Origin of the sequence: Pseudarthrobacter sulfonivorans (assembly GCF_001484605.1) — a bacterium.
GTDB classification, from domain to species: Bacteria; Actinomycetota; Actinomycetes; order Actinomycetales; family Micrococcaceae; genus Arthrobacter; species Arthrobacter sulfonivorans_A.
Genome location: NZ_CP013747.1, coordinates 1,495,351 through 1,520,726 on the forward strand (window position 1 = coordinate 1,495,351; position 25,376 = coordinate 1,520,726).

Genomic DNA, 25,376 nt, shown 5'->3' on the forward strand with positions numbered 1-25,376 from the left:
GCGGCGATTCGACTTATCCGCCACGCCAACTGTCATTTACCTAAAAGAAAGCCAAAGCGGTTCCAGACGTTGATGTTGTCGGTTAGTGTGGCGCAGGTGAAGGCAATCCGCAGATTTACCGTCAGAACAGTCCTCCCGGAACCCATCAGGCCGCTGGCCCGGTTGGCCACCAACCTGCGCTGGTCCTGGCACCGGCCCACCCGTGAACTTTTCGCTGGCCTGAACCCCCGCATCTGGGAGGAATCCGACCAGGATCCCATCAGTTTCCTGGGCCGGGTCAGCCGCGAAGAGTTCCAGCGCCTCGCCGCCGACCAGTCGGTCGTAGACCAGGTCCGCGCCGCAGCCGAGGACCTTGACCGGTACCTTGAGCAACCCCGCTGGTACCAGGGCCTGGGCGAGGATGCCCCGGCCGCCATCGCGTACTTCTCCCCCGAATTTGGCATCACCGAAGTCCTGCCGCAGTACTCCGGCGGCCTGGGTATCCTGGCCGGCGACCACCTCAAGGCCGCCTCGGACCTGGGTGTGCCCCTGATCGGGGTTGGCCTGCTGTACCAGGCCGGCTACTTCAAGCAGTCACTCTCCCGCGACGCCTGGCAGCAGGAAACGTACCCGGTGCTCGACCCTGACGGCCTCCCCCTCACCCTGCTTCGCGAGCCGTCCGCCGACGGCAACGGCCGCCCCCTGCAGATCTCACTCCCGCTCCCCAACGGGCGCCGGCTGCTGGCACACATCTGGCGTGCCGACGTCGGACGCGTTCCCCTCTTGCTGCTGGACTCCAACGTTCCCGGTAACGACGACGCCGCCCGCGGCATCACCGACCGCCTCTACGGCGGCGGCGGAGACCACCGGCTCCAGCAGGAGCTCCTGCTGGGCATGGGCGGAGTCAAGGCGCTGCGCGCGTACCAGCAGCTGACCGGAACCGCGGCGCCCGAGGTGTTCCACACCAATGAGGGCCATGCCGGCTTCCTGGGGGTTGAGCGCATCCAGGAACTGATGGCCGGCGACGCCGCCCTCAGCTTCGACGAAGCCCTCGCCGCCGGCCGGGCGTCCACCGTCTTCACCACCCACACTCCCGTTCCGGCCGGCATCGACCGTTTCGAGATTTCCCAGATCCACCACTTCTTCCAGGCCGGGCTGGCGCCCGCGGTACCCGTGGACCGGATCCTGGAGCTGGGCCGGGAAAACTACGCCGACGGCAATCCGTCAGTCTTTAACATGGCGGTGATGGGGCTCCGGCTGGCACAGCGGGCCAACGGCGTCGCCAAGCTCCATGGCGAGGTATCCCGCGGGATGTTCTCGGCCCTGTGGCCGGGGTTCGACCACTCCGAGGTGCCCATCACGTCCGTTACCAACGGCGTCCACGTGCCCACCTGGGTCGACGGCCGCATTTCCCGGCTCGCGCGGGAACAGTTCGGCACCGAGGCCGAAGCCCTGGGCCGCTGGGACCTTGCCTACAACGTCAGCGATGCTGATGTGTGGGCGCTGCGCCGTGAAATGCGCACGGCCCTGGTGGAGGACGTACGCCGCCGGCTCCGGGCTGCGTGGAAGAAGCGCGGCGCCGCCGACGCCGAGCTGGGCTGGACCGACAGTGTCCTGGACTCCGACGTGCTGACCATCGGCTTCGCCCGGCGCGTCCCCACCTACAAGCGCCTGACGCTGATGCTTCGCGAGCCGGACCGGCTCAAGGCGCTGCTGCTGCATCCGGAGCACCCGATCCAACTGGTGATCGCCGGAAAGTCCCACCCGGCAGATGACGCCGGGAAGAAGATGATCCAGGATCTGGTCCGCTTCACCGACGACCCCGAGGTCCGCCACCGCATCGCTTTCCTGCCGAACTACGACATCGCGATGGCAAGGACGCTGTTCCCGGGCTGCGACGTGTGGCTCAACAACCCGCTCCGCCCCCTGGAGGCGTGCGGTACATCGGGCATGAAGGCCGCCATCAACGGTTCGCTGAACCTTTCGGTGATGGACGGCTGGTGGGATGAAATGTACGACGGCGAGAACGGCTGGGCGATCCCCACCGCCAACAACGACGCGTCCCCCGAAGAGCGGGACGACATCGAGGCGGCGGCGCTGTACGAACTCCTGGAAACTCAGGTGGCGCCACGCTTCTATGGGAACACGGTGTCGGACAGCGCAGGTGCTGCCGGACCGTCCACCACGGGCACCGAGAAAGTCCCGACGCACTGGGTGTCAATGATCAAGCACACGCTGTCCCATCTGGGCCCGGCCGTTTCCGCGGAGCGCATGCTGCACGACTACGTCAACGTGCTCTACCGGCCCGCCGCTGAGGCCGGACGCAGGGCCGTTGCCGACTCCTACGCCCAGGCCCGTGTGCTGGCGGCATGGACTGCCAAGGTACGTTCGGCGTGGCCTCTGCTGCACGTTGAACATGTGGACTCCGTGGGCGTTTCCGAGGACCCGCAGATCGGAGACACCCTGCAGGTGAATGCCTACATCGCGCTGCACACCCTCTCACCGGAGGACGTGTCCGTGGAGGTGGCTTATGGCCGTGCCGAGGAAAGCGACACCCTGGCGGACGTCACCCTGATGGAGTTGAACTCGAAAGAGGACCTGGGCGAGGGGCGCCACCTGTTCAGCGGCTCGCTCGTCATAGACCGCTCCGGTCCCTTTGGCTACACCGTCCGCGTCCTGCCACGGCACGAGGCATTGGCTTCCAAGGCCGAGCTGGGGCTGATCGTCAACGCCTGATCCGCCGCATTTGTTGGCCCCCGCCGTCTTCCGGACAGCGGGGGCCAATCGGTTTAACTAGAGCAGCACGGCCGTGACCGCGAGGTCACGGCCGGCGTAGCTTTCGGCATCCTGGAGGACCTCGCAGATGATCCCAAAGGACCTGTCCCCCCGGAACGCTGCGGCCACCTGCCAAAGGACCGTGACCGGGGCGCTACCGTTCTCGCCGATGCTGTCCGCGAAATCGTGCAGCGAATCGTTGAGGGCGTCCATGTTCACGCCGTAGTGCTCAGGGAAGGCGAGCACTTCGCCGAAGGTTTCCAGGACAGCCTTCTTGCTGTCGGCGGCGGGGACCACCAGGCTGCGGCGGCCGGCGTCGGCGACCTGTTCCTTGAGTTCTTCGATGGTCCAGGTGTCGGCGGAGTAAATTTTCATGAGGGTGTTCAGCTGCCTTCTGCGATGAATTTGAACGAGTCGTAGTGGTCCTGCGTGTAGTACTTCTCGCCCTCGGAGCCGGTGACGATGCGGCGGGCTCCCCGGTCGGATTCACCCGGCGTGGGCACGGTGTACTCGCGGTAATAGCCTGAGCCCTGCCGCGGGAGAATGCGCTCGAAGTTGCCGAACGTCTTGTTGTCCTGGCTGTAGCGGTAGGGGCCTCCGGCACGGATGGCGGCAAGGGTAGTCCGAGCTTCGGCCGGCAGCTGGGATTCCTTGATCGCGGGCAACCCGGACGGGTTGGCGGGAACTACCGCCGGGGCCGGAACCTCCGCAGGACCCGGGACGGGAGCACCCGGGACCGGGGCCGCGCTGGAACTGGCTGCCGGCGTCGTACTTCCCGCTAGAGTCTCAAGGAGCCCAGGGCCGCCGAAAGCGAACACCGCTATGGCCAGCAGCCCGGTCAGCAGCAAGGCAATGGAGCGGTTGCGCAATTTTGGTCCCCTCCGCAGTTACGTGCGGTAGATGTTAATCGAGTTCGCCTCGATGCTGTCCATCTCGCCGGACGCCACGCGGCTGCCCTGTCGAAGCTCGTGAAGCGGCGACGTTGTCAGCCGGAGTTCGAACATCCTGCGCGGCGTTCCGTCGTCATTCTTGAGTTCCGGAAGGGTGATATTCACGTCGGAGCCGCTGCCGTTGACCACTACGAGGCCCGCCAGCGTGCCGTCGTCCGAGCCAAGCAGGAGCTGCATGACCCGGTGCCGGGGATCATTCCACTGATCCATGGACATGGGCTGTCCGGCGTGATCAAACCAGTAGATATAGGACTGCTCATCCCGAGCCGGAAAATCATGGGGTTGGCTTGCCAGGAACTCCTTGCGCAGCCGGACGTAGCGCTTTGTGCTGCGGAGCATCTCTGCGGATTCCGGCGTACGCGTCCAGTCGAGCCATGCCAGTGGGTTGTCCTGGCAGTAGGCGTTGTTGTTTCCCTGCTGCGTGCGTGCCAGCTCGTCGCCGGCGGTGATCATGGGCACACCGAGCGAAATCATCAGGGACGCCATGAGGTTCCGCCGGGACTGCGACCGCTGCGCCAGGATGCTCTCGTCCTCGCTCCGGCCTTCGAAACCGTGGTTGTAGCTGCGGTTGTCCCCGTGCCCGTCCCGGTTCTGCTCGCCGTTGGCCTCGTTGTGTTTACGGTCGTAGGACACAAGGTCGTTGAGCGTGAAGCCGTCGTGTGCCGTGATGAGGTTGACCGACGCCAGCCTGGAACGGCCCGACGCTTCAAAGAGCCCGGCAGACCCGGATAGGGCATCAGCCAGCCGCGCCACGGACCCGCCCTGCCCGCCGGCTTCGATGGCCGCCCGGTCGGCAAGCCAGAAGGAGCGGACGCCGTCCCGGAAGTGGTCGTTCCAGTCAACCCAGCCGCCCGGGAACCGTCCCGTCTGCCAGCCGCCGTAGCCGACGTCCCAGGGCTCGGCGATCAGTTTTACGTCAGACAGCACGGGATCGGCGGCCACAGCCACCAGGAACGGGTGCCGGGGATCAAACTCGTTGTCCGCGTTCCGGCAGAGCGTCACGGCCAGGTCGAAACGGAAGCCGTCGATGTGGAATTCGTCCACCCAATACCGGAGGGAATCCAGCACCAACTGGACCACCCTGGGCTGGCCGAAATTCAGGCTGTTGCCGCAGCCCGTAGTGTCGATGTACTTCCCGTGGCCATCCGTTCGGTAGTACGTGTCCTCACCGAGTCCGCGGAAGCTGATGGCCTGGCCGTCCGGGCCGCCCTCGGCAGTGTGGTTGTAGACGACGTCGAGAATCACTTCCAGCCCTGCCGCGTGGAGCAGCTTGACCATTCCCTTGAACTCGTCCTGGACGGCGTGCGGTCCGGCATCCCGCGCCGCCTGCGTCGCATAGGCTGCGTGCGGTGCGAAAAAAGCGGCCGTGTTGTAGCCCCAGTAGTTGGTCAGGCCGAGGTTCTGCAGGTGCAGCTCATCGAGGTGGAAGTGCACCGGGAGCAGCTGGACAGCGGTAATGCCCAGGCTCTTGAAATGCTCGATGATGGCCGGATGGGCCATTCCGGCGTAGGTTCCGCGCAGCTCCTCGGGGACATCGGGATGCAGCATGCTCTGGCCGCGGACATGGGCCTCGTAGATGATGGTGTTCCGCCACTGCGTCCGGGGAAGTTCGTCGGTGCCCCAGTCAAAATCGCCGGCCATCCGGACGCTCGTCAGGAAACCCTCCCGCTGGTCCACCGCCCGGCCGTAAGGATCGAGCAAAAGAGGCTGCCCGCCGTCGTCGTCCAGGTCCACGATGGGGACCGCCAGCGGCAACGGGTCCGCCTTGGACGTGGCACGGAAACCGTACAGCGATCCGTACGGGAAATCCTCAACAATTCCATGGTGCACGCCGTGCGTGACATTGGGCAGGGTCTGCAGATGCCACTCGCTGCCCGGGGCCTTGTAGGCAATCTCAAGGTTCTCCACAGCCGGGGCGTACACGGCCACGTTGGCGCTGGACTGCACGCCGTAATCCGCTCCCGATCCCGGGCGCGGGACGCTGACACCGAGCGGATATGCCGAAGAGGCATCCCTGGTGGAAGCGGTATCGAAAAGCGGCATGACCATCACGTCCATGGTAGCGGCCAGCGGTTGTTGAACTGCACCGGTGCTTTTATGACGACATCCAAGGGTCCGGGCAAACCGCCGGGAGTTCTAACCCGAGAGCGAGACCCCTCGTGCCGTGATGTGGCATGAAGGGTCTCGACAGGCTCGACCACCGAGGGGCAGTCGCGGCGGAGGCCGGGCTTTTGCGTAGGCTGCGTTGTTGCGTGAGGAACGAGCGCAGCAGCCGGCAAAAGTCCGGCCTCCGCCGCACCGAGGACTACTTGACGTCGCGCTGCCTCGAGATTTCGTACAGGGAGATGCCAACGGCCATGGAGGCGTTGAGCGATTCCATGGCGGAGTTGATCGGGATGGAGACGATCTGGTCGCAGTTTTCGCGGACCAGGCGGCTCAGGCCCTTGCCTTCGGAACCGACCACAATGCAGACGGGCTCGGCGGCCAGGGTGAGGTCAGGCAGCGAAACGTCGCCGTCGCCGTCGAGCCCTAAGACAAAGATGCCCATGTTCTTGAACTGCTTCAGGGCACTGTTCAGGTTGGCGGCACGTGCCACCGGAACACGCACGGCAGCGCCGGCGCTGGTCTTCCAGGCCGAGGCTGTGACGCCCACGGAGCGGCGTTCCGGGACGATGACGCCGTGGCCGCTGAAGGCCGAGACGGAGCGGATGATGGCACCAAGGTTGCGCGGGTCCGTGATGCCGTCCAGGGCAACGAACAGCGGGGCGTTGGATACGTGGCCCTTCTTCCAGCGGTCCACGGTTTCCTCGGCCAGGTCATAAGCGTCCTGGTACTCGTACGGCGGGATCTGCAGGACCAGGCCCTGGTGGATAGCGTCGTCCGTCATGCGGTCAAGTTCGGGCTTGCCGGTCTCAAGCAGCGGGATACCGCGTTCGGCGGCGATCTTCAGCGACTCCTTGACACGGTCATCCATTTCAATCCGGATGGCGATGTGCAGGGCCTTCGCGGGGATCCCGGCGCGGAGGGCTTCCACCACGGAGTTACGGCCGGTGACGACTTCCTCGGTGGCGCGGCCCTTGGGACCCGTGCGGGAGGCTCCGGCGCTGCGGGCACCCGTGCCGCGCTTGGCGGCCGAACGTTCGGCAAGCTGCTTGCTCTTGTGCGCCTTGTGGTACGGGCGGTCCTCCGCCTTGGGCGTGGGACCCTTGCCTTCCAGGGCCTTACGGCCATGACCACCGGTTCCGATGGTTGGCCCCTTCTTTGCTTTGACCGACCGGCGACCGTTGTTGGCCATGATTTTTCCACCCTTGATTGTTTGACTGAGTCTGCTTACCAGTCTACTGAATCAAGTAAAATCGCCGGTTCAGTCCCGTTGCAGGCTCCAGGTAGCGCCATTTGGGCCATCTTCGACGACGACGCCGGCCGCCTTCAGCGTGTCGCGGATGGCGTCGGAGGCAGCCCAGTCCTTGGTGGCCCGGGCCTGAGTGCGGGCAGCGAGCTGGGCTTCCACCAGGACGTCGAGGGCGGCCGATTCCCGGGCGTCCGACGCCGGGCCGGACGCCACCGCATTCAGGCCCAGGACCCGCAGCATGTCATGCACGCTGTGCAGCGCCTGCTGTGCGTCCTCCAGCTTCCCCTCCGTCAAGGCAGTGTTGCCGGCACGGACTGTTTCGTGGACCACTGCGAGGGCCTGCGGCACGTTGAGATCGTCATCCATGGCGCTCTCGAACGCCTCGGGAACCTTGCCATAGGTGGCGAAGGTGTAGTTCCCACCGGCGGCGAGGGCCCGAACGGCGCGGCTGATGAAGCCGTCAATGCGTTCGACGGCGGCGGCGGCCTCGTCGAGCGATGTGGGGCGGTAGTCCAGCACTGAGCGGTAGTGGGCCTGCCCAAGGTAGTAGCGGACCACCCGCGGCGACGCGATGTCCAGCATCTCCGAAGGGCTGATGGTGTTGCCGATGGACTTGGACATTTTCTCGCCCTGGTACGTGACCATACCGTTGTGCATCCAGAAGTTGGCGAAACCATGCCCTGCGGCCTGGGACTGCGCCATTTCGTTTTCGTGGTGCGGGAAGCGCAGGTCCAGTCCGCCGCCGTGGATATCAAATTCGGTGCCGAGGTACTTGGTGACCATGGCGGAGCATTCCAGGTGCCAGCCCGGACGTCCGGCGCCCCAGGGCGAGGCCCAGCTCGCCGTCGTCGGCTCTCCTTCTTTGGAGCCCTTCCACAGCGCAAAGTCGCGGGGGTCCTTCTTGCCCCGGGGATCCGCGTCCGGGGCACCCTGCATGTCGTCAATGTTCTGGCGCGTCAGTGACCCGTACTTGTCCCAGGACCGCACGTCGAAGTAGACGTCGCCGGAATCGTCCAGCGCCGGGTAGGCGTGGCCGCGGTCGATCAGCTGCAGGATCAGCGCATGCATTTCGGGGATATGGCCGGTTGCCCGTGGCTCATAAGTGGGGCGGGAAACGCCGAGCGTGTCGTAGGCCTGCAGGAACGCCTGCTCGTAGCGGTAGGCCAGGGCCCACCATTCCTCCTCGCGGACGGTATCCGGTCCGGCTTCGAAGTCCGGGCTGAATGACTCGGCAGACTTGACGAGGATCTTGTCATCGATGTCCGTGACATTGCGGACCGCAGTGACCCGGAGCCCCCGGTACTCGAGCCAGCGGGTGAGCTGGTCAAAGGCGATCGCCGAGCGGATGTGACCTACGTGGGGCATGCCCTGCACAGTGGCTCCGCAGTAGTACAGGCTCGCTTTTCCCGGGACGAGAGGAACGAAGTCACGGACTTCGGCGGACGCGGTGTCATAGAAGCGGAGAGTCACCGCTCCAGATTAGCGGAAAAGGCCTGTGTGCCGGCCCCCGCGCCTTATCCGGCCTGAACAGCGCTGCGTTGAATCACCGGGGATAGACCAAAGCGGTGGCGACGGCGGAAATGCCCTCGCCCCTGCCGGTGAAACCGAGTCCGTCGCTGGTGGTGGCCGTGACACTGACCGGCGCCCCTGCCGCCTCGCTCAGCACGCGTTGGGACTCTTCCCGCCGCGGGCCGAATTTGGGCCGGGTAGCCACGAACTGCACTGCCACGTTGCCGATCTCAAAGCCGGCGGCACGGACAAGCCTTGCCGCCTCGGTCAGGAGCGTGACGCCGGAGGCTCCGGCGAACTCCGGACGGTCGGTGCCGAAATGCGTGCCGAGGTCCCCGATGCCGGCGGCCGAGAACAGGGCGTCGGCGGCTGCGTGGGCCACCGGGTCCCCGTCCGAATGCCCGGCCAGTCCACGCTCGCCTTCCCAGAACAGCCCGCCCAGCCAGAGCGGACGGGGAAGGTCAGGGGACGCGTAGGCATGGACATCCAGGCCGATACCCGTGCGCGGCAGGATCATCTTGGCTTCACTCATGCCTAACCCTCCACCCAGCGGATGCCCAGCGGGCCTTCCAGCAGCCCCTCGGCAATGATCAGGTCCAGTGGCGTGGTGATTTTTAATGACTGTGTAGAGCCATGGACGGCGTGCACGGGAACTCCCAGGAGTTCCACCAGCATGGCGTCGTCGGTGACCGCGGCAGCCTGTTTCTCGTCAAAGTCCGCCGCTGCCTGATGGGCCTGGATCAGTGTGGACAGGCGGAACCCTTGGGGCGTCTGGACCGAACGGAGCTCCTCCCGCGGCGCGGTCCCGGTCACGAGTTCCGGGGCGATGCTGCTGTCGTCACCGGTCGTGGGGGTAACCATCTTCACCGTATCCACCACCGGTACGGCAGGAATCACTGCAACGGCGCCGGCAGCCAGGGAATCGACGACACGGTGGAAAACATACTCGGGCGTCAGCGCCCTGGCGGCGTCGTGGACCAGCACAGCTTCGGTGCCGTCCAGCAAGGCCGCCAACGCTGACCGCACGGAAGCGGCACGGGTGGCACCGCCGTCGACCGTTGTCAGCACGGGAAGCGGGTTCTCCTGGTTGTCATCGTGCCCCGCCCGGAGTTCCTCGGCGAAGGCCGCGCACAATTCCTGCAGGACCGTATCGCCAGGCGGCAGGGCCACACAGATCTGGCGTGCGACTCCGGCGGCAGCGACGCCCCGGAGGGCATGGGTGAGGATGGCGTCACTCCCCAGCGGCACGCGCGCCTTGGGCATGCCGTAACCCAGCCGCTCACCGGAACCTGCGGCCACAATGACGACGGCGGTGACGGGGCGGGGAAGTCCGTTATTCATGCGGTCCAGCCTACGTGCCTGCCTGCCCGGCGTGCCGAACCCCACCCGCGCGACGCGCCTGCCGCTGCGGACTGAACCGAAAAAGGGCAAAAAGAAACCCCGGAGGCACTTGCGTACCCCCGGGGCTCAATTCTTAGGAAGCCAGGACCTCGTCGAGAACGCTTGCAGCCTTCTCTTCATCAGTCTTTTCAGCCAGTGCAAGTTCTGAAATCAGAATCTGACGGGCCTTGGCCAGCATGCGCTTCTCACCTGCGGAAAGGCCCCGATCGTGATCACGGCGCCAGAGGTCGCGAACAACCTCTGCTACCTTGATGACGTCACCGGAAGCAAGCTTCTCCAGATTTGCCTTGTATCTGCGCGACCAGTTGGTGGGTTCTTCAGTGAACTCAGCCCGGAGAACATCAAATACGTGCTCCAGACCTTCCTTGCCCACTACGTCACGGACCCCAACAAGGTCAACGTTCTCTGCTGGAACTTCAATGGTCAGATCACCCTGAGCCACCTTGAGCTTGAGATACATTTTCTCTTCGCCCTTGACAGTGCGCATCTTGATTTCTTCAATTTTTGCAGCACCGTGGTGAGGGTAAACTACTGTCTCGCCGACCTCAAATACCATGTGGACATTCCCCTTTCCCGCAGACCAGTTTATCACGATTCAGGCATATGACTGGCCTCGAACCGGCCCCGGAACCCCGGAAATACGCGGAAAATGGGCAGAATAGACCCCCTTCGCCCCCTTGACGAATGCAGATAATAGTGCATGCGCGGCCTGCTGCCAAGGGCAATATGACCGTGCGGAATCCTCGTTTGGGCCGGTTTGCCGCTAGGCTATGGCTGAATAATGTTTCAAGACTCTCGAGGAGTACGTGACGTGCGTTTCACTGCGATGAACCGGGCCCAGGGCGGCAAACTGGCACTGGCGGCAGGTTCCCTGGCCCTCGCCCTGGCGACGATGACCGGCTGTGGCTACATCAACCCCCAGCAGACTTCTCACCAGTACGCGGCGTCGGACGGTATCCGCGCCGACCTGGGTCCGCTGCAGCTGCGCAACATGCTGATTGTCTCCGCCGGCGCAGACAAGCCCGGCCGCCTGCTCGGCGCCGTTTACAACTCCTCTTCGCAGGACGTCAAGCTCACCCTCAACGGGGCTGAGGGTTCACAGACGCAGGTGCCGGTGAAAGCCAACTCCTACACCCTGCTCAACGACTCCACGGATGAAGCCATCCTCAGCACGAGCGGCGGCATCGCCGGCTCCCTCGTCGATGTGAAGATCACCGAAGACGGCACCAACGTGAGCAAGACTGTCCGCGTGCCTGTCCTGGATGGTTCCCTCGCGGAGTACAAGGAGTACCTGCCGGCCGGCAGCGAACCGACCGGATCCGCCACACCCAGTCCGTCGCCGTCGGCCACCGGCACTGGTGCGGCCCACTAAGCAGCAGCAAAGCACAAAAGGAGGGGCTCCCCGCGGGGAGCCCCTCCTTTTTGTGCACTTGAACTCTGGTGCGCCTGATGCCCGGCGTGCCATACGGCGGAGAGGCCTACGGCTCGAACTTGTAGCCCAGGCCGCGGACGGTTACCAGGAAACGCGGTATGGACGGGTCGGGCTCGATCTTGCCGCGCAGCCGCTTGACATGCACGTCCAGGGTTTTGGTGTCCCCCACGTAGTCCGAACCCCAGACCCGGTCGATCAGCTGGCCGCGGGTGAGTACGCGGCCAGAGTTGCGCAGCAGCATTTCCAGCAACTCGAACTCCTTCAGCGGCAAGAGGACCTGCTGGCCATCCACGCTGACCACATGCCGTTCGATGTCCATCCGGACAGGGCCGGCCTGGACTGTGGCCGAGATCAGTTCCTCAGGTTCACCTTGCCGGCGGAGTACGGCTCGGACGCGGGCCACCAGCTCGCGGGAGGAGTAGGGCTTGGTGACGTAGTCATCAGCGCCAAGCTCCAGGCCAACCACCTTGTCAATCTCGGAGTCCTTGGCCGTCAGCATGATGACCGGAACGCTGGAGCGCTGCCGCAGCTGGCGGCAGACCTCAGTGCCCGACAGGCCGGGGAGCTGCAGGTCCAGCAGCACCAGATCCGCCCCGTTCCGGTCGAATTCGGTGATGGCGTCGAGGCCGTTGTCAACCACTTCTACCTCGAACCCCTCCTTGCCCAGTAGATAGGACAACGGATCACTGAACGATTCTTCGTCTTCGACAATCAAAATCCTGCTCAAGCGCTAGCTCCTTGCTCATGTACGCCGCGTTCTTTTCTGCGCACGTGTACGGCTGGTTCTTTGACACCTGCGGTATCCGGTGCGTCCTGGCTTTCCATCTCAGGCAGCCGGAGGGTGAAAGTGGAACCCTGGCCGGGCCGTGACCACAATGTCACTTCACCGCCGTGGTTGGAGGCAACGTGTTTGACGATGCTAAGGCCCAGGCCCGTTCCGCCCGTGTGGCGCGAACGCGCCGCATCCACCCGGTAGAAGCGCTCAAACACGCGCTCCTGGTCCTCCGGGGTCAGCCCCTCGCCCTGATCCGTGACCGACACTGCGATCAGCCCGTCCTTTGACCGGACGCCCACGCCCACCCTGGTGTTCTCCGGGGAGTAGCGGATGGCGTTGTCGATCAGGTTACGCAGGGCGGTAACCAGCAGGTCCCGGTCACCAAAAACGGTGGCCTCAACCCGCTCCCCCACCACGATCCGGATGTTCTTGCTTTCAGCAGGGAGCTGGGAACGGTCCACCGCTTCAGTGATGACCGCGTTGATGTCCACGGCCTTGCCCTCTTGGGACACGCTGGCACCTTGGAGGCGAGACAGCTCGATGATGTCCTGGACCAGGGCGGCCAGCCGGCTTGACTCCTTGTGCATGCGCTTGGCGAACCGGCGAACGGCTTGTTCGTCGTCGGCCGAGGACTCCAGGGCCTCGGCCAGCAGGGAAATTGCGCCCACCGGGGTCTTCAGCTCGTGGGACACGTTGGCCACGAAGTCGTTGCGGATCTCTTCCGTGCGGGTAATTTCGGTGCGGTCGTCGGCCAGCAGCACGATATATTCCTCGCCGAGCATGGCCGCCCGGACCTGCACGATGATGGTTCCGTGGCCCAGCGGACCGCGCTGGAGCTCCAGCCGTTTTTCCAGGATCACGCCGTCGCGCCGCACGCCGGCCGTCATGTCCAGCAATTCCTTGTGGACCACCGTGTGGCCGCGAACCAGTCCGTACGCATATGCTGCCGGGCTGGCGCGCACCACACCGTCCACGGCGTCAACCACCACAAAAGCCCGTCCGACGACGGCCAGCACTTCCGCGGCGCCGGCCGGCAAAGCGAGTTCGTCCACGTCGACATCAACAAGCTTGCGCTGCTTTTCGCTGATCCTGAAGGCGAGCACGCCAAAAGTGCCGAGCGACAGGCCGACCAGGCCGGCGATGACACCGATGAGCATAGGATCCACACATCCAGCTTAGGCCGTGGTTCCTGTCGAGACGGTGCGTCATGGCCCATTACGGGGACGGTTCAGCTAACGTTCATCTACAACCGACTAATCGTTTACCGCACGCTGACAAAGTTATATGTTGGAGTGCCGAATGGCGACATGAGTTCCGTCTGCCACCCGAGGGGCGGAGTTCCAAAGAAAGGACGCCCACGTGCGTAAGGTTTTTCAGGAAGAGCTGACCCAGGTGGGTGAGCAGCTGGTGGAGATTTCGCAGTTGGTCAGCGAGGCATTGGCGAAAGCCTCGACGTCCTTCCGGGTTGCCGACGTTGATCTGGCAGAGGACGTCATCGCCGCGGACGCCCGTATCGACTTTTTGCAGACCAGCCTGGATGAGCGCGCTATCGACATCCTCGCCCTGCAGGGGCCGGTAGCCAGCGATCTGCGGATGATCGTGGGCTCCCTGCGCATGAGCGCTTCCCTGGAGCGGATGGGGGACCTCGCCCGCCACATTGCCCAGCTGGCCCGGCTGCGTTTCCCGTCCACCGTGATCCCTGCATCCATGACGGAAACGTTCAACAGAATGGCCGAGCAGGACCAACTGATCGCGGACAAGCTTATTGTCCTGCTGGAATCCCGAGACCTCGAAGTGGCCCGCGACATCCACAAGGCCAACAACACCATCGACGATCTCCACCTGAGCGTGTTCAAGGCGATCGCCGCCCCGGACTGGGCCGAGTCCCCCGCCACCACCGTGGACGTGGCCCTGGCCAGCCGCTACTTCGAACGGTTCGCTGACCACGGCGTGTCGGTGGCCCGCAAGGTCACCTACCTCGTCACCGGCGAATGGCAGGGGCAGGGCTTCTAGCCGCTCCCTCAACCACATACGACGGCGGGCCGGTCACCTCAGGTGACCGGCCCGCCGTCGTACGTTAACTACTGCTTTATTTCTTGCCCTGGTTCGCCACTGCCAGGATGGCTTCCGCAGCGGCGTCCGGGTCCAGGTAGGTGCCGCCCGGCTTGATCGGCTGGAAGTCCTCGTCCAGGTCGTAGACCAGCGGGATGCCCGTGGGGATGTTCAGGCTGGCGATGGCGTCGTCGCTGATGCCGTCCAGGTGCTTGACCAGGGCGCGCAGCGAGTTGCCGTGGGCGGTGACCAGGACGGTCTTGCCGGTTTTGAGGTCTTCCTTGATGTCCGATTCCCAATAAGGAAGCAGGCGGACCAGGACATCCTTGAGGCACTCGGTGCGGGGCAGTGCGTCGCCGAGGTCCGCGTAACGCGGGTCGCGGGCCTGGGAGAACTCGGAGTCGTCGGCCAGGGGCGGCGGCGGGGTGTCGTAGGACCGGCGCCATTCCATGAACTGTTCCTCGCCGTATTCGGCCAGGGTCTGCGCCTTGTCCTTGCCCTGCAGGGCGCCGTAGTGGCGTTCGTTCAGGCGCCAGTCCCGCTTGACGGGGATCCAGCCGCGGTCGGCCTTGTCCAGGGAAATGTTGGCCGTGTTGATGGCCCGCTTCAGGAGCGAGGTGTAGAGGATATCCGGGAGAAGATCGTTCTCAACCAGGAGCTCGCCGCCGCGTGCTGCTTCCTCGCGGCCCTGGTCGTTGAGGTCAACGTCCACCCAGCCGGTGAACAGGTTCTTGGCGTTCCATTCGCTGTGGCCGTGGCGCAGCAGAATCAGCTTGTAAGTCATGATTTTTATCCTAGCCGAGGCACGGCGCCGCCCGCCTTGCGTTACAAGGGCCCTGCGTTACAAGGATAGGGTTGGGCCGTGGTGCAAAAAGCTGAACGCGTGAGCGCTCCCCATGGCCGGAGCGGCAGGCCGGTCGGAAACATCACGCGGGGCACCACCAATCCCAACCGGATGCGGCGGGTGGACCGCTGGCTCACCGGTCCCCAGGCCTGGCGCCTGCGCGCTGCCGAAGACCCCCTCGTGGTTGACCTGGGCTACGGCGCAACGCCGGCCACCGCCGTCGAACTCTTTGATCGTCTCCGCGCAGTCCGGCCGGACGTCCGCGTGTGCGGAATCGAAATCGAGCCGGAGCGCGTCCGGATCGCCAAGGCGCTAGAGAGGCCGGGGCTGAGCTTTCAGGTGGGCGGTTTCGAATTGCCGCTGTCCGGGCGCCCCGTGCTGGTCCGCGCCTTCAACGTCCTGCGGCAGTACGAAGAGGCCGATGTGGCGGGGATCTGGCGGCTGGTCCAGGGCCGGCTCGCCCCCGGCGGGCTCTTTATCGACGGTACCTGCGATGAGATCGGGCGGCGGGTGACGTGGGTTGCCCTCGACGCCGAGCGGCCGTTGTCACTGAGCATGTCCGTGCGGTTCGGCAGCTTTGAGCTGCCATCGGAAATTGCCGAGCGGCTGCCGAAGGCGCTGATCCACCGCAACGTTCCGGGAGAGCCTGTCCACCGGCTGATGCAGGCCATGGACCGGGCCTGGCTGGAGTCGGCGCCGCTGGCGTCATTCGGCAACAGGCAGCGCTGGCACGCCATGTGCAGGGCACTGTCCGACGGCGGGTGGCCGGTTCAGGACGGCCCGGCGCGGTGGCGCCTGGGCGAGTTAACGGTGGCATGGGAAGCTGTGGCGCCGTCGGTCTAGTGTGGGCCCACGCCGTCAGGTTCCCTGAGCGAGCTTGCGAGCTGAGGGTGCCGGTGGGGATTACCAGCCGCCGTAGGGCCCCGTATTACGGCTACCGCCGCGGCCCGCGTCCTTGACGGCTGGCCGGACGTCTGCGAGGTAAATGGACGCTGCCACCACGGCGGCGAGCCCAAAGAGGCCAAGCGTGCCGAAGATTCCGCCGCTGCTGAAGAGCGAGATGGCGCCGATCAGGGTGGCGCCGCCGGTCAGTGCCAGCCAGAAGGTCTTGGTTCGTTTTCCGGTCGCTTCAAAGGCTGCGGACTTGTGCCTGACGCAGTCAAGCAGAGCCCACACTTCAAGTCCGAATGCCACCAGGGCAAGGATAAAAAACACTGCCAGCTCTACAGGCCGAATTATCAGTTCACCGTCCACCGTCCAAGCCTAGCCGCCCAGCGAGTCGAGTGCCTGCTTCAAATCGGCCCAGAGGTCCTCAATATTTTCAATGCCGACGCTCAGCCGCACCAGGTTGTCCGGGACACTCAGCGGCTCAGCGGCGTGCCGGCGGCGCCGTTCGATCAGCGATTCCACCCCGCCCAGGGAGGTGGCTGGCAGCCACAGCTGCAGCGCGCGGACCAGTTTGTCCGCGGCGTCTGCTCCGCTCAGGCCGGCAACCGGCGCGATCTGCACGCACACAATCGAACCGAAGCCCGACATCTGGGTCTTGGCCCGTTCGTGGCCGGGATCCGTGGGGAGGCCGGGGAACCGGATGCTATCGATCAGGGGGTGCTTGCTCAGGCGTTCCGCCAGGACCGCGGCAGAAGCCTGAGACCGTTCCACACGCAGCGCTAGGGTCCGGAGCCCGCGCAGCGCCAGCCATGCCTCGAACGGCCCGGCAATACCGCCATGAATGATGCGGTGGTGCAGCAGCGCTGCCCGGATGTCCGGGTTGGACGTCACCAAGGCGCCGAGGACGACGTCGGAATGTCCGGCCAGGTATTTGGTCACCGAGTGAAGAACGACGTCGGAACCCAAGCTCAGTGGCTGCTGGACCAACGGCGTGGAGAACGTATTGTCCGTCACCACAATGGCGCCCACCCGGTGGGCCGCCGCGGTGAGTTCGCGGATATCGGCGATGCCCAGCATCGGGTTGGTGGGGCTCTCAAGCCACAGCATCCTGGCCGCTTTCGCGTCCGGTCCCTGCGGCGCGAGCTGTGCTTTGACTGCGTCAGTGTCCGTGATGTCCACAGTCCGCAGTTCCAGGAAGCCCTTCTGCGCCAACTCCGTGGCCATCACGAGCGAACCCGCATAACTGTGCGACGGCATCACCAGGACGCCGCCGGCGGGCAGCAGGGACAGTGCCGAACTGACGGCCGCGAGTCCGGACGCGTAGAGCAGGCCGGGCAGTTCAGATCCTTCAAGCTGGCCCAGGGCCTCCTCAAAGGGATCCCAGGTGGGGTTGGAATAGCGGCCGTAGCCCCGGTCCCCGTCGCCCAGCGCTCCCGTGCCGAAGTACGTCGAGGACAGCACGATGGGCGGGTTGACGGGCTCGTCCCGCTCACGCGCCGGCCGGCCGGCGGCAACCACTACGGTTTCGGCCGACAGGGACGCTGCATACTGTTCCGAGAGACTCATGGAGAAAGCGTACTTGGACGTGCGGCGGCTCCCGAAGTCGGTAGTCTAGACCAGTGACCACCAACAGCCCTGGACTTTTCATCGCCTTCGAGGGCGGCGACGGCGCCGGCAAGTCCACCCAGGCGGCCCGTCTTGCCGAGGCTCTGGAAACACGTGGCCTGACGGTCCTGCGGACCCGCGAACCCGGCGGGACGCCCATTGGCGAAAAACTGCGTTCCCTGGTCCTGGACCACGGCCATGGCCACATCGACGCCCACACCGAGGCACTCATCTTTGCTGCCTCCCGCGCGGCCCATGCCAGCCAGGTGATCCGCCCGGCACTGGAACGCGGCGAGGTTGTCCTGACGGACCGCTACATTGATTCGTCCGTGGCGTACCAGGGGGCCGGCCGCGATCTGGGTGCCGACGCCGTGCGTACCCTCAACGAATGGGCGACGTCCGGGCTGCAGCCCAACCTCACGGTGTTGCTGGACGTGGACCCCGCTGACGGCCGCCGCCGCCGCACAGCCGGCGACGCCGCCGAAGACCGCCTTGAGTCAGAGGCCGATGAGTTCCATTCAACAATCCGCGGGGCGTTCCTCGAACTGGCCTCCAGCCGGCCGGATACGTATCTGGTCCTGCCGGCGGATCTGCCCGTCAACGAACTGGCCGCGCGGATCCTCACCCGCGTTGATGCCTTGCTCGCGTCTGCAGGCCGGGGCGCCGCATGACTGTCTGGGACGACCTTCAGGGCCAGCCCGCCGTCGTCGAACAGCTCCGCCTTGCCTCGCGGGGCGAAGGACTGACCCATGCCTGGCTGTTCACGGGCCCGCCCGGATCCGGGCGTTCCAACGCCGCGAAGGCCTTCGCGGCCGCCCTCAACTGCGATCAGGACGACGTGGCCAGGCGCGGCTGCGGGGAGTGTCCCGCCTGCCTGACCATCCTCGGCGAGACCCATTCGGACGTGACGTACGTCAGGACCGAGAAGGTCACCATCACCATCGATGAAGCCCGCGACCTGGTATCCAAGGCCGGCAACCGGCCGTCGTCCGGGCGCTGGCGGATCATTGTGGTGGAAGACGCCGACCGCATGGCCGAGCGGACCACCAATGTGCTGCTGAAGGCCATCGAGGAACCCACGCCGCGGACCATCTGGATGCTGTGCGCACCGTCGCCCGCTGACGTCCTGGTGACCATCCGTTCGCGCTGCAGGGCCGTGGCCCTGCGGCTGCCGCCGGCCGCCGACGTCGCCGCTTTGCTCGTTAAGCGCGACCGCGTGGACCCGGTACTGGCCGAACGCGCTGCCCGCGCGGCGCAAAGCCATGTGGGGATCGCCCGCCGGCTGGCGCGGGACCCCGAGGCGAGGGAACGCCGGCTGGAAACGGTGAGGTTCCCCCTGGCTCTGCGCGGCGTGACCGCAGCGGTGATGATGGCGGACAAGCTGGTGAAGATCGCCACCGCCGAAGCCAACAGTTCCAATGAAGAACGCGACGCCGCCGAGAAGGCTGCGCTGCTGGCCACCCTGGGTGCCCCGGAGTCAGGGACGCTCCCGCCGACCATGCGCAGCCAGGTCAGGCAGCTTGAAGACGACCAGAAACGACGGGCCAAGCGATCCATCACGGACTCGCTGGACCGGACGCTGACGGACCTCCTGTCGTTCTACCGGGATGTGCTGATCATCCAGCTCGGGAACGCCGTGGAGCTGGTAAACGTTGAGCTCAGGGGTGAGCTGGAGGAATTCGCCGCCCGGTCTGCCCCGGAGACCACCCTCGCCCGCATGGACGCCATCAACAAAGCCCGCCAACGCATCACCACCACCAACGTTGCACCGCTGTTGACCATTGAGTCCATGGCAGCCAGCCTGATCTAGCACCTACTAGGAGACCGCTCGATGACTGCACGCCCCCTGCCCGCACGCTCCCGATCCCTGGTGATTGGGCTGCGGGCTGCCGGCGCCCTGATCCTGGCCCTGACGCTGGCCTCGTGCGGCCTCTTTGGCGGGGACACCCCGGACGCGGCCCCCGCTACGGCGAAGGCAGACCCTGCTATCGTGGCGTCCGCGCCCGCCGGCTTGGACTCCTTCTACGCCCAGGAGGTTGTGTGGGAGCCCTGCGAAAACGGCTTCCAGTGCGCCAAGGTCACCGTGCCGATGGACTACGCGAAGCCGGACGGCGACACGATCCAGATAGCTGCGCTGAAGGCTCCCAGCACGGGCAAGAAAACCGGCAGCCTGCTGGTCAACCCGGGCGGTCCGGGCGGGTCCGGCTACGACTTCGTCAAGGATGCGGCCGCGACGCACTTCTCGCAGTCTGTCCGGGCCAACTATGACCTGGTGGGCTTTGATCCGCGGGGCGTCAAACGGTCCGCCCCTGTTACGTGCCTGACGGATGCCGAACGGGACGCGTCCCGGGCAAAGGTCTACGCACTGGATACCGATGCAGGGCTTGCCGCCGCGTTGGCCGACAACAAGGCCATCGCCGCGCAGTGCGCCGCCAAGACGGGTCCGGTACTGGGCCACGTCGACACGGTCAGCGCGGCCAAGGACCTGGACATCCTGCGGGCCGTGGTCAATGACTCGAAGCTCAATTACCTGGGGTACTCCTACGGAACGTTCCTTGGTTCAACCTACGCCTCGCTGTTCCCGGACAACGTGGGCCGTATGGTCCTGGATGGCGCCCTGGATCCGTCCATCAGCAACGAGGAGCTGACCAGCGGCCAGGCCGTGGCGTTCGAAAAAGCCATCAGGGCCTACGTGGCCAGTTGCCAGCAGGAATCCTCGTGCCCGCTCAGCGGGAACGTGGACAGCGGAGTCCAGCAGATCCGCGACCTCATCACCGCCGTCCAGAACACACCTTGGCAGGCCAAGGACGGCCGCCTAGTGAACGCCACGATGTTCGTCAGCGGCCTCATCACTCCGCTGTATAACGACCAGAGCTGGCCCGCCCTGAGCCAGGCCCTCGAAGCTGCACTGAACGGTGACGCCAGCCTGATGCTCCGTCTGGCGGACCTCGGCGCTGACCGCGGCGCCGACGGGAAGTACACGTCCAACTCCACCTTCGCCTTCGGCGCCATCAACTGCCTGGACTACCCCATGGTGTCCGATACTGCCGCCATGCGCGCGGAACAGCAACAGCTCATGCAGGCCTCCCCTACCCTGGGCTACTTCTTCGCCTACGGCGGCACCAACTGTGTGGACTGGCCGTACGAGACCCTGCGGACCCCCGCCCCGGTGGAATACACCGGCGACGCTCCCATCGTGGTTGTCGGAACCACCGGCGACCCTGCCACCCCCGTGGAATGGGCCGCATCCCTGCGCAAACAGCTGGGCAACGCCTCCCTGCTGACCTGGCAGGGAGAGGGCCACACCGCCTACGGCCGGGCCAACAGCTGCCTCGAAGACGCCGTGGACAAATACCTTGTGGACGGAACGGTTCCCTCCGACAACACCGTCTGCTGAGGACTTCTGCTGAGGTGTTTGGGGCGCCCATTTTGACCCGGGCGCAGGGACTCTATTACAGTTGACTCTTGCATGAACCGCCCGGTTACGCCGGGCGAATTGTGCGGTGCTTCCTTAGCTCAGTCGGTAGAGCGTTTCACTCGTAATGAAAAGGTCATCAGTTCGATTCTGATAGGAAGCTCGGGACAAACCCCGTATTGTCGTTGATTTCGACGATGATACGGGGTTTTTCGCTGGTTAAGCCCTCCGGCAGCCCGCCGCATTGAGCTGGGCCGCCGACGGCAGTTTCCCTGTGGTCCACCGAAATTCATCCCGCCGTCATCTTCCACTGCTAATGTCCGGCCATGGATGAACTATTGCTGGTACCGGGTTCTGCCGCTGCACGTGATCTGTCGAACCGGTCGGGGTACGACGTCGCCTTCCTGGGTGTACAGGTTCCTATGCCGATTCTGGCCGACACGAAAACGATCCTGCTGCCCTACACCCATTTCTCGGTGCTCATGCGGCTGGACAAGCGCCTGGCCGCCGTCACGGCCCTCGGCATCGACGGGGAGAAGCTGATGGATCTGGACCGATCCGGGATCCAATGGCAGCTGGATCCAAGGTTGGCCGAGGACCAGCAGACCGGTGAGCAGCTCTACGCCCGGAACGACCTTGATAGGGGACACCTGGTCCGGCGCGCCTCAGCCGTCTGGGGTGATACGCGACAGGAGGCCGCCCGAGCGAATGAGGACACGTTCCACTACACGAACGCCGTGCCCCAGGCTGCGAAGTTCAACCAGAGCCTGGACCTGTGGCTGGGGTTGGAGTCCTACCTGCTGGAGCATGCCGCCGACCACGGCCGGCGGCTGATCGTGTTCACCGGACCCATTTTCGGGGACAATGACCCGGTGTACCGCGGCGTGGAGATTCCGCTGCTGTTCTTCAAGGTCGCCGCATTCCTCCAAGACGGGGAGCTTGCGGCCACCGGCTACATCGTGGACCAGACACCACAACTGGCCGACCTGCCCGACATGCCCCACCCGGGCGCCGTGGACGAGGCTCCGCCCCTGGGCCCGTTCCGGACTTTTCAGGTCCCCGTCCGCGATATCGCCGCCGTCACCGGCCTGGATCTGGACCAGCTCGTGGCCGTTGACCGGATGCCCATCGCCGCAGAACTACCCACCGCCCGGGTGAAGTCGACGTGGCGGACGCTCGTGTCTCCGGAGGACCTGGACCTGGACTTCGATCTGAACGGAGACTAGAGCCCCGGCCGCAAGAGGGGAAACATCGTCCAGCGTGTCTCCGGTCAAGAACTGACCGGAGACGGGCTACCGGCCGAAGACCGTCTGGGTGGCCAAACGCCCGAGCTCAGCCATTCGGAACCGTGAGTTCGACCGGCGAAGCTTCCACGGGACCGCCGCACTGGGCCGAGCCGCCCACCCGCTTCCAGTCCAGGTCGGCTTCCTTCTCGGCGAGGACCTCGCCCGTGGCAGACAGTGCTTTAGCGGTCACGTGGTCAGGAGAGCTCATGCTGACGGTGAACCGCCAGGTATCGGCGTCGATCCTTTCAGCGTAGAACGGGGCCATGGTGGGCTGGGCTTCCGGGGTGTGCGGAGCCCTGGCATCCAGCGGTGTTGTCACGATAATGCGGGGTGCTGCTGTCCCAGGCTCCGGTCGCAACTCCGAACAAGCGCCATCGGCGCACAGCTGGACGGTATCCACACGCGAGAGATCACCCGCCAGTTCAACCGTGATGGAGTTGACCCACCCGATGGCCGGACAGACGTTCGAGCAGCCGGCAACCGGGATGCAGACTGCCAACATCAGAACGGCCGGCCGGACAAGGAGCCCCCACACTCTTCTCATGCGGCCAGTCTAGGCGGCACACATACCCTTCGGCTCCGGAGCCCGCCCCCTATGATGGCGAGCATGGATGACAAGGCGCTGACGGCTATCGCGTTCGAACTGTATGCCCTGCCTTTCGAGGAATTTGTAGCTGCCCGGACCGCCGCAGCCAAGGCAGCCGCCGGTTCCGGGAAGGATCTCCCGGCTGCCGTCAAGGCGTTGCCAAAACCGTCAGCGGCGGCCTGGGCCGTCAACATGCTGGCCATCCATGAGCCAGGAGTGCTCGCGCAGCTTTCCGAGCTCGGCCAACGGATGCGGTCGGCCCAGGCATCCCTCGACGCCGCCGCCCTCCGGGAACTGGCGCGGGAGCGCCGCACCCTGCTGGGGACCGCCGTCGACACCGCCCGCGCCGTTGCAGAACGCCAGGGGCGCAGCATCAGCGCCACCATCGCCGCCGACGTCGAGCGGACCCTGCAGGCGATGACCGCCGACGAAGGTGCCACTGCCGCCGTCCAAAGCGGACTGCTGGTCCAGGCGCTGTCCGCCGACGGCGTGGACACGGTTGATCTCGATGGGGCCGTAGCGGTGCCCGGGGCCGTGCCGGCGCCGCGCGCCACGCCGCTGTCCACCACTACGCAGCGCACTACCAAACAGCCACCGGCGGCTACCGCACCGGAAGAAGAACGGACGACGGCGGAGCACGGCACCCGCAAACACGCGGACCAGCCGCGCCTCAAGGCTGTCCGGGAGACTCCGCGGCCGGCGTCCCCCTCGGCGCTGGAAAAGGCCAGCGCTGCCTTGGGCGAGGCCAAGGCAGCAGAGGAGGAGTCCGCCCGGCTGGCCGCGGACCGGCAAAGGCAGCTGGCGGACACGGAGGCCGAAGTCGCGGACCTGACCCGCGAAACACGCGAGCTCCGCGACCGGCTCAAAGCCGCGGAGGAGCAGCTGGACAGCGCCAGGAAAAACCTGGGCACGGCTGCCGCCGAGGCCAAGCAGGCGGCCCGGGCAGCAGATAAGGCCAAGCGTTCGGCCATGCTCGCGCAGGAGCGGGTGCTACGCCTGGGCAACACGCGGGACTGATGAACGGTTAATGTCAGACCCCGGTTGCAGACTGGATTTATGGAAAACCAACTTGCACAGGAATTTCACGTCACGTACTTCGACGCCGATTGCGGCCGGATCCGCAGTGAAATCTTCGACTCACTGAGGGAAGCCGAGCGTTTCGCCAGCCGGAACTGCGGCACCGAGGAATCGTGGGCCGTTATTGACGCTGTTGCCGTGGGGCAGGCCAGGATCGCCGCCTGAGGCTCGGCCGGAAATACCGCTCAGCCGGAACGGCTTTCGGGCTGGCCGCCGGCGGCGGCATCCTCGGCGAGCCGGCGTTCGGCGTCGGCCACCTGCTCAAACACTGATTCCGCGCGGCGGCGTACCGAGGCCGCCCCCACCGGGACGGGACCGACGGCGAGCCGCAGCATGGCGGCAGCCTCGGCAGTGGTGGCCAGTGAATTGCCTGCCTTCGACAGCGACCGGTGCACACCGGCCAGGTCTCCAGGAATGTCCAGCCCCTCGCTGGGCGAACGTCGCTGGGCCTCGACGCAAACAACACGGACACGTTCCAGGAGCCCCGCCAGCTCGTTCGCGACTTCCACCAGTTCCGCATAAAGCTGCTCGTCTTCGACACCTTCGAGGACCTGGTGATAGCGGTCCAGGCCACGGTGGAAACGATCGTGGGCGCGGCGCCAAAGGCCCTTGCCCAGCTCAGCATCGTCCTTGCGCCCTTGGCGGGCGGCAGTAAAGAATCCCACGCAGGAACCTAGAGGTACTGGCCAGGACCGTGGTCCGGGTCCTCCGGCCGGCCTGACGGCACCGGACCGGAATGCTGGCCGGCGGCGGCCCTCTGCGGCTCACCGTTTTCCCCGATAACCACACCAGGGGCGATCATGGTGCCCGGCGGAAGCTGCTTCAGGTGCAGCTGCGCGGCGGTCTGCTCCCGTGCGGCGTGCTGGGCGGCGATGGCCGTCTGGATGCCGTGGAAGAGGCCTTCCAGCCACCCCACCAGTTGCGCCTGGGCGATCCGAAGCTCGGCGTCGGACGGTGTGGTGTTCTCCGGGAAGGGCAGGCTGATCCGTTCCAGTTCTTCAACGAGTTCCGGTGCCAGCCCGTCCTCCAGCTCCTTGATGGAACGTTCGTGGATCTCGGCCAGGCGTTCGCGCGCGGCGTCGTCCAGGGGAGCCGACTTAACCTCCGCCAGGAGCTGCCGGATCATGGTGCCGATCCGCATGACTTTCGCAGGCTCGTCCACAAGGTCCTGCAGGTTGCTGCCCTTGGCCTTGCCCCCGAGTGACGTGCTCGACGCCGCCGGGCCGGTTGTGACCCGGCCAGCAGCGCCGGGGCCGGCGCCGGCTCCAGCCGGGCTGGTTGCAGCCGGCATGGCCGGTTCGCCGTTGTCGAGGGTCCTGCCCTCAACGGGGACATCATCAGGCTGAGTGTCTGTCGGATCGCTCATGCGTTCATACTCTCACGAGCCGAGGACGGGCAGTCCAGTTGATGAAGCAGCCTGGTTGAGGAAGCAGTCCAGTAGATGAGGCCG

Annotated in this window: 26 protein-coding genes and 1 tRNA gene; 11 read left to right on the forward strand and 16 right to left on the reverse strand. The window is 65.5% G+C overall.

Annotation, left to right across the window (positions count from 1 at the left end):
• Nucleotides 1-96 precede the first annotated feature (96 nt).
• On the forward strand, nucleotides 97-2,715 hold the full coding sequence (glgP, locus tag AU252_RS06535) for an alpha-glucan family phosphorylase (RefSeq protein WP_205630646.1): 2,619 nt from the start codon (nucleotides 97-99) through the stop codon (nucleotides 2,713-2,715).
• Nucleotides 2,716-2,772: 57 nt separating this feature from the next.
• On the opposite strand, the gene AU252_RS06540 is transcribed toward glgP, so the two are convergent.
• The 8 genes from AU252_RS06540 to AU252_RS06575 form a co-directional block, all read right to left on the reverse strand.
• Nucleotides 2,773-3,129, reverse strand: a complete 357-nt coding sequence (locus AU252_RS06540) for a barstar family protein (RefSeq protein ID WP_058930030.1) — start codon at nucleotides 3,127-3,129, stop codon at nucleotides 2,773-2,775.
• A gap of 8 nt (nucleotides 3,130-3,137) precedes the next feature.
• A complete protein-coding gene (locus AU252_RS06545) occupies nucleotides 3,138-3,623 on the reverse strand; it encodes a ribonuclease domain-containing protein (RefSeq protein ID WP_058930031.1) in 486 nt (161 codons plus the stop codon).
• Between the two features lie 18 nt (nucleotides 3,624-3,641).
• Nucleotides 3,642-5,753: a glycogen debranching protein GlgX gene (gene glgX / locus AU252_RS06550; protein WP_058932790.1), complete on the reverse strand. Its 2,112-nt coding sequence runs from the start codon at nucleotides 5,751-5,753 to the stop codon at nucleotides 3,642-3,644.
• Nucleotides 5,754-6,009: 256 nt separating this feature from the next.
• Entirely contained in the window at nucleotides 6,010-6,999 is a 990-nt protein-coding gene (gene rlmB / locus AU252_RS06555) for a 23S rRNA (guanosine(2251)-2'-O)-methyltransferase RlmB (protein ID WP_058930032.1), read from the reverse strand.
• A gap of 69 nt (nucleotides 7,000-7,068) precedes the next feature.
• A complete protein-coding gene (gene cysS / locus AU252_RS06560) occupies nucleotides 7,069-8,526 on the reverse strand; it encodes a cysteine--tRNA ligase (protein WP_058930033.1) in 1,458 nt (485 codons plus the stop codon).
• A 73-nt stretch (nucleotides 8,527-8,599) separates the two neighbouring features.
• Nucleotides 8,600-9,097, reverse strand: a complete 498-nt coding sequence (gene ispF, locus AU252_RS06565) for a 2-C-methyl-D-erythritol 2,4-cyclodiphosphate synthase (protein ID WP_058930034.1) — start codon at nucleotides 9,095-9,097, stop codon at nucleotides 8,600-8,602.
• 2 nt (nucleotides 9,098-9,099) lie between these two features.
• Complete coding sequence (gene ispD, locus AU252_RS06570) at nucleotides 9,100-9,906, reverse strand: 2-C-methyl-D-erythritol 4-phosphate cytidylyltransferase (protein WP_058930035.1); 807 nt, start codon at nucleotides 9,904-9,906, stop codon at nucleotides 9,100-9,102.
• 133 nt (nucleotides 9,907-10,039) lie between these two features.
• Nucleotides 10,040-10,522, reverse strand: coding sequence for a CarD family transcriptional regulator (locus AU252_RS06575; RefSeq protein ID WP_026266570.1), 483 nt, complete (start codon nucleotides 10,520-10,522; stop codon nucleotides 10,040-10,042).
• 270 nt (nucleotides 10,523-10,792) lie between these two features.
• On the opposite strand from AU252_RS06575, the gene AU252_RS06580 reads away from it, so the two are divergent.
• On the forward strand, nucleotides 10,793-11,338 hold the full coding sequence (locus AU252_RS06580) for a hypothetical protein (protein ID WP_058930036.1): 546 nt from the start codon (nucleotides 10,793-10,795) through the stop codon (nucleotides 11,336-11,338).
• A gap of 106 nt (nucleotides 11,339-11,444) precedes the next feature.
• Here AU252_RS06580 and AU252_RS06585 read toward each other — a convergent pair whose 3' ends face one another.
• Both AU252_RS06585 and AU252_RS06590 read right to left on the reverse strand, forming a co-directional pair.
• Entirely contained in the window at nucleotides 11,445-12,125 is a 681-nt protein-coding gene (locus tag AU252_RS06585; RefSeq protein ID WP_056342479.1) for a response regulator transcription factor, read from the reverse strand.
• Nucleotides 12,122-13,330: a sensor histidine kinase gene (locus AU252_RS06590; RefSeq protein WP_058930037.1), complete on the reverse strand. Its 1,209-nt coding sequence runs from the start codon at nucleotides 13,328-13,330 to the stop codon at nucleotides 12,122-12,124. Before AU252_RS06590 ends, AU252_RS06585 begins: the two co-directional genes overlap by 4 nt.
• Before the next feature lie 202 nt (nucleotides 13,331-13,532).
• On the opposite strand from AU252_RS06590, the gene phoU reads away from it, so the two are divergent.
• Entirely contained in the window at nucleotides 13,533-14,186 is a 654-nt protein-coding gene (gene phoU / locus AU252_RS06595; RefSeq protein ID WP_058930038.1) for a phosphate signaling complex protein PhoU, read from the forward strand.
• A 76-nt stretch (nucleotides 14,187-14,262) separates the two neighbouring features.
• Here the strand turns inward: phoU and AU252_RS06600 are convergent, their stop codons facing one another.
• Nucleotides 14,263-15,009, reverse strand: coding sequence for a phosphoglyceromutase (locus tag AU252_RS06600; protein WP_058930039.1), 747 nt, complete (start codon nucleotides 15,007-15,009; stop codon nucleotides 14,263-14,265).
• Between the two features lie 78 nt (nucleotides 15,010-15,087).
• On the opposite strand from AU252_RS06600, the gene AU252_RS06605 reads away from it, so the two are divergent.
• Entirely contained in the window at nucleotides 15,088-15,912 is an 825-nt protein-coding gene (locus AU252_RS06605) for a class I SAM-dependent methyltransferase (RefSeq protein WP_205630647.1), read from the forward strand.
• A gap of 60 nt (nucleotides 15,913-15,972) precedes the next feature.
• Here the strand turns inward: AU252_RS06605 and AU252_RS06610 are convergent, their stop codons facing one another.
• Together AU252_RS06610 and AU252_RS06615 are read right to left on the reverse strand one after the other, a co-directional pair.
• Nucleotides 15,973-16,323, reverse strand: coding sequence for a DUF2516 family protein (locus AU252_RS06610; protein ID WP_056342490.1), 351 nt, complete (start codon nucleotides 16,321-16,323; stop codon nucleotides 15,973-15,975).
• Nucleotides 16,324-16,332: 9 nt separating this feature from the next.
• Nucleotides 16,333-17,523, reverse strand: coding sequence for a trans-sulfuration enzyme family protein (locus AU252_RS06615; RefSeq protein WP_058930040.1), 1,191 nt, complete (start codon nucleotides 17,521-17,523; stop codon nucleotides 16,333-16,335).
• A 53-nt stretch (nucleotides 17,524-17,576) separates the two neighbouring features.
• Here AU252_RS06615 and tmk point away from each other — a divergent pair, with 53 nt between their 5' ends.
• The 5 genes from tmk to AU252_RS06640 all read left to right on the forward strand — a co-directional run bounded on the left by tmk (nucleotide 17,577) and on the right by AU252_RS06640 (nucleotide 22,203).
• Nucleotides 17,577-18,233 carry a dTMP kinase gene (gene tmk, locus AU252_RS06620; protein WP_058930041.1) on the forward strand — a complete coding sequence of 219 codons (657 nt, stop codon included), beginning with the start codon at nucleotides 17,577-17,579 and terminating at the stop codon, nucleotides 18,231-18,233.
• Nucleotides 18,230-19,372 carry a DNA polymerase III subunit delta' gene (locus AU252_RS06625; RefSeq protein ID WP_058930042.1) on the forward strand — a complete coding sequence of 381 codons (1,143 nt, stop codon included), beginning with the start codon at nucleotides 18,230-18,232 and terminating at the stop codon, nucleotides 19,370-19,372. The genes tmk and AU252_RS06625 overlap by 4 nt, the downstream gene beginning before the upstream one ends.
• Before the next feature lie 21 nt (nucleotides 19,373-19,393).
• Complete coding sequence (locus AU252_RS06630) at nucleotides 19,394-20,959, forward strand: alpha/beta hydrolase (RefSeq protein ID WP_058930043.1); 1,566 nt, start codon at nucleotides 19,394-19,396, stop codon at nucleotides 20,957-20,959.
• 108 nt (nucleotides 20,960-21,067) lie between these two features.
• A tRNA-Thr gene (locus tag AU252_RS06635) sits at nucleotides 21,068-21,140 on the forward strand.
• A gap of 163 nt (nucleotides 21,141-21,303) precedes the next feature.
• On the forward strand, nucleotides 21,304-22,203 hold the full coding sequence (locus AU252_RS06640; protein WP_058930044.1) for a DNA/RNA non-specific endonuclease: 900 nt from the start codon (nucleotides 21,304-21,306) through the stop codon (nucleotides 22,201-22,203).
• Nucleotides 22,204-22,309: 106 nt separating this feature from the next.
• On the opposite strand, the gene AU252_RS06645 is transcribed toward AU252_RS06640, so the two are convergent.
• Nucleotides 22,310-22,807 (reverse strand): hypothetical protein, encoded by a 498-nt coding sequence (locus AU252_RS06645; protein ID WP_157768948.1) that lies wholly within the window; start codon nucleotides 22,805-22,807, stop codon nucleotides 22,310-22,312.
• A gap of 63 nt (nucleotides 22,808-22,870) precedes the next feature.
• Between AU252_RS06645 and AU252_RS06650 the strand changes: the two genes are divergently transcribed.
• Both AU252_RS06650 and AU252_RS06655 read left to right on the forward strand, forming a co-directional pair.
• Entirely contained in the window at nucleotides 22,871-23,866 is a 996-nt protein-coding gene (locus AU252_RS06650) for a hypothetical protein (RefSeq protein WP_058932792.1), read from the forward strand.
• Between the two features lie 39 nt (nucleotides 23,867-23,905).
• Nucleotides 23,906-24,091 (forward strand): hypothetical protein, encoded by a 186-nt coding sequence (locus AU252_RS06655; RefSeq protein WP_058930046.1) that lies wholly within the window; start codon nucleotides 23,906-23,908, stop codon nucleotides 24,089-24,091.
• 20 nt (nucleotides 24,092-24,111) lie between these two features.
• Here the strand turns inward: AU252_RS06655 and AU252_RS06660 are convergent, their stop codons facing one another.
• Entirely contained in the window at nucleotides 24,112-24,591 is a 480-nt protein-coding gene (locus AU252_RS06660; protein ID WP_058930047.1) for a hypothetical protein, read from the reverse strand.
• A gap of 8 nt (nucleotides 24,592-24,599) precedes the next feature.
• The gene (locus AU252_RS06665) at nucleotides 24,600-25,292 is read right to left on the reverse strand and encodes a bacterial proteasome activator family protein (RefSeq protein WP_058930048.1); all 693 of its coding nucleotides are present in this window, start codon (nucleotides 25,290-25,292) and stop codon (nucleotides 24,600-24,602) included.
• Between the last annotated feature and the right edge of the window lie 84 nt (nucleotides 25,293-25,376).